We start from the raw sequence: 3,099 nt of genomic DNA, 5'->3' as shown, positions 1-3,099 counted from the left end.
TGGAGATGGTATGTTGACTCGCCTTATCTTGAAGGCCTCAGACAAGGCTCCATGGTCAGACAATGGTTCAGCTAAAAATCCCGCCCTTCCACCAGTAGAAAAATTGGGCAAAGGCCTTTACTTCTACGAAGTAGATTTGGCTGGTACTCAAGGTAAGTCTGATAAAGAGCTACTTGACCTCTTAAAACAAAATGGTACACAAAGCTATAAAGCCACCATCAAAGTTTACGGTGCCAAAGACGGCAAGGCTGATTTGACTAACCTAGTAGCGACAAAAGATTTGACTGTTAATTTGAATGCTTCAACCACACCAAATCAGGTTAAAGAGTCTGTTGTTAACAATATTAAAGACATGATTGATGTTCCAGCTAACTACCTTGAAAAAGCAAATGTTCCTGGACCTTTCTTGGCCGGTGTCAACCAAGTTATTCCATATGAAGCTTTTGGTGGAGATGGTATGTTGACTCGTCTCTTGTTAAAAGCCTCAGACAAAGCCCCATGGTCTGACAATGGAACAGCGAATAACCCAGCGCTATTGCCACTTGAAGGCTTGGCTAAAGGCCAATATTTCTACGAAGTAGATTTGAATGGCAACACGACAGGCAAAGAAGGACAAGCCCTTCTAGACCAACTTCGTGCCAATGGCACTCACACTTACCAAGCTACTGTCAAAGTGTATGGTTCTAAAGATGGCAAACCTGACTTGAGCAATCTAGTTGCTACTCGTCAAGTAACGATTCGACTTCATGGATCAGAAATGATGTCCAGAACTCCTCAAGGAGATCAGATATCTATGTCTTCTTCTACGTCAGACTCAATGAACAAAATGAAAGATATGACGAAAGAAGCCCATATTTCAGAAATGAGAACGGCTGATTCCACAGATAATTCCATGGCTAAGACTAGGAAAAATGATGGGCAACCTATGCTACCAAATACTGGGGAAGCTCAAACGGCTACAGCTGGCCTTGGTATCTTTGGTATAGCCTTGGCAGGCCTTGTTGGACTTTTAGGTTTGACAACCAAACGAGAAGATTAAGATTCAAATCATTTAAATATTAGAAGAAATAGTGTTATACTAAGGCAAGTATAACACTGTTTTTATCAGAGGAGCGTCAGATGAAAAAGACAATTTTGCTGGTTGATGATGAGATAGATATTCTAGATATTCAAAACCGCTATCTTTTACAGGCAGGATACGATGTTTTAGTCGCCCATGATGGCAAGGAGGGATTAGAACTTTTCAGAAAAAAATCTATTGACCTCATCATCACAGATATCATGATGCCCAATATGGACGGTTATGATTTTATCAGTGAGGTTCAATATATTGCTCCTGATCAACCCTTTCTCTTTACAACTGCTAAGACAAGCGAGCAGGATAAGATTTATGGATTAAGTATGGGGGCAGATGATTTCATAGCCAAACCGTTTAGTCCACGCGAATTGGTTTTAAGAGTGAATAATATCTTACGTCGCCTTAGCCGTGGAGGTGAGACAGAGCGGATCGAGCTTGGTGACTTAGTGATCAACCATGTGACTCATGAGGTTCGCATAGGGGACCAACCTTTGGAATTGACAGTAAAATCCTTTGAACTTCTATGGGTATTAGCCAGCAATCCTGAGAGAGTCTTTTCAAAGACGGAACTTTATGAGAAGGTATGGCAAGAGGACTATGTGGATGATACCAATACACTCAATGTTCATATCCATGCTTTGAGGCAAGAGTTGACCAAGTATACAAATTCAAATGCTCCTGCTATCAAAACTGTCTGGGGTTTGGGCTATAAGATGGAAAAACCAAGAGGTAGAAAATGAAATTAAAAAACTATATTTTAGTGGGGTATCTAGTGTCGACTCTACTAACGATTTTGGTTGTTTTCTGGGCAGTCCAACGAATGTTGATCGAGAAAAGTGAAGTGTACTTTCTAGTTGGAATGACCTTGATTGCTAGTTTCATTGGCGCTGCAGTGAGCATCTTTCTTTTGTCGCCTGTTTTTTCTTCTCTGAAACATTTGAAAAAACAAGCTCAGGATATAGCCAGCAAGGATTTCAGCACAGAAATTGAAACCAAAGGCCCATTAGAGTTTCAAGAGCTGGGCCAGGCTTTTAATGACATGTCCCACAATTTGCAAGCCATCTTTCAATCACTTGATGAGAGCGAGCAAGAAAAGAGAATGATGATTGCGCAGCTCTCTCACGATATTAAAACTCCCATTACCTCCATTCAGGTTACTGTGGAGGGAATTCTAGATGGAGTGATTAAGGAAGAGGAGCGGCTCCACTACTTAGCCACGATTGGTCGGCAAACTGAGCGTCTAAACAAGCTAGTAGAGGAATTGGATGTTTTGACTCTTAACACACAACCTCAAGATACTGCTGATGAAGAAGTCGAAGAGGTATTTTTAGATCAATTGCTGATTGAGTCAATGAGTGAATTTCAACTCCAGATTGAACAAGAGGAGCGAGATATTTACATTCAAGTGTCACCTGAATCAGCGAAAGTCAAGAGCCATTATGACAAACTTTCTCGAATTCTGGTCAATTTGTTAAACAATGCCTTTAAATATTCAGAACCAGGAACCAGAATAGAGGTTCTTGCCCAATTAACAGAACAAGAGCTGACAATCAGTGTGAAGGACGAGGGTCAGGGGATTCATCCTGAGGATTTGGAAAAGATCTTTAAACGACTTTATCGTGTAGAAACTTCGCGCAATATGAAAACAGGTGGTCATGGCTTAGGACTTGCGATTGCACGAGAACTAGCCCATCAGCTTGGCGGCGACATCTCAGCAGAAAGTCAGTATGGCTTAGGTAGCAAGTTTACATTCTCTCTCAAATTGAAATAAAGCCGTACCCTCCCCTTTGCAAATTGATCATTTTATGGTAAAACAGTAGCGGTAAAGCGTGAAGCTAGTCAACAGGTGTCTTATAACAAGTAACCTTGGCTGTTTAGGCGAAGGGCATCTGCACGAATCAGGGCTCTCTAAGTGACTATTTCCACCGAAATTTTATTTATATTAGGGGGACATACATATGTCACGTTATACAGGTCCATCATGGAAACAATCACGTCGCCTTGGTTTCTCACTTACAGGC

3 protein-coding genes and 1 pseudogene are annotated in these 3,099 nt (G+C 41.3%); all 4 read left to right on the top strand.

What is annotated here, in order from left to right; translation table 11 throughout:
• Positions 1 to 1,039: SSURE domain-containing protein (locus tag ADF62_RS06815; protein ID WP_048788426.1), on the top strand; the 1,039-nt coding region annotated here is incomplete at its 5' end.
• An 80-nt stretch (positions 1,040 to 1,119) separates the two neighbouring features.
• Positions 1,120 to 1,818, top strand: a complete 699-nt coding sequence (locus ADF62_RS06810; RefSeq protein ID WP_048788425.1) for a response regulator transcription factor — start codon at positions 1,120 to 1,122, stop codon at positions 1,816 to 1,818.
• A complete protein-coding gene (locus ADF62_RS06805; protein WP_048788424.1) occupies positions 1,815 to 2,849 on the top strand; it encodes a sensor histidine kinase in 1,035 nt (344 codons plus the stop codon). The genes ADF62_RS06810 and ADF62_RS06805 overlap by 4 nt, the downstream gene beginning before the upstream one ends.
• Before the next feature lie 187 nt (positions 2,850 to 3,036).
• Positions 3,037 to 3,099 (top strand): annotated as a pseudogene (locus ADF62_RS10830) (30S ribosomal protein S4); the annotation flags it as partial.

Origin of the sequence: Streptococcus sp. 1004_SSPC, assembly GCF_001069025.1 — a bacterium.
Lineage (GTDB): Bacteria > Bacillota > Bacilli > Lactobacillales > Streptococcaceae > Streptococcus > Streptococcus vestibularis.
The sequence above is the reverse complement of the archived record's forward strand: the minus strand, read 5'-3'. Positions and strand labels throughout refer to the sequence as shown.

Excerpts from the sequence above, each read along its gene's own strand:
- ADF62_RS06805 (WP_048788424.1), top strand. The coding sequence starts at position 1,815 with ATGAAATTAAAAAACTATATTTTAGTGGGGTATCTAGTGTCGACTCTA.
- ADF62_RS06810 (WP_048788425.1), top strand. The coding sequence starts at position 1,120 with ATGAAAAAGACAATTTTGCTGGTTGATGATGAGATAGATATTCTAGAT.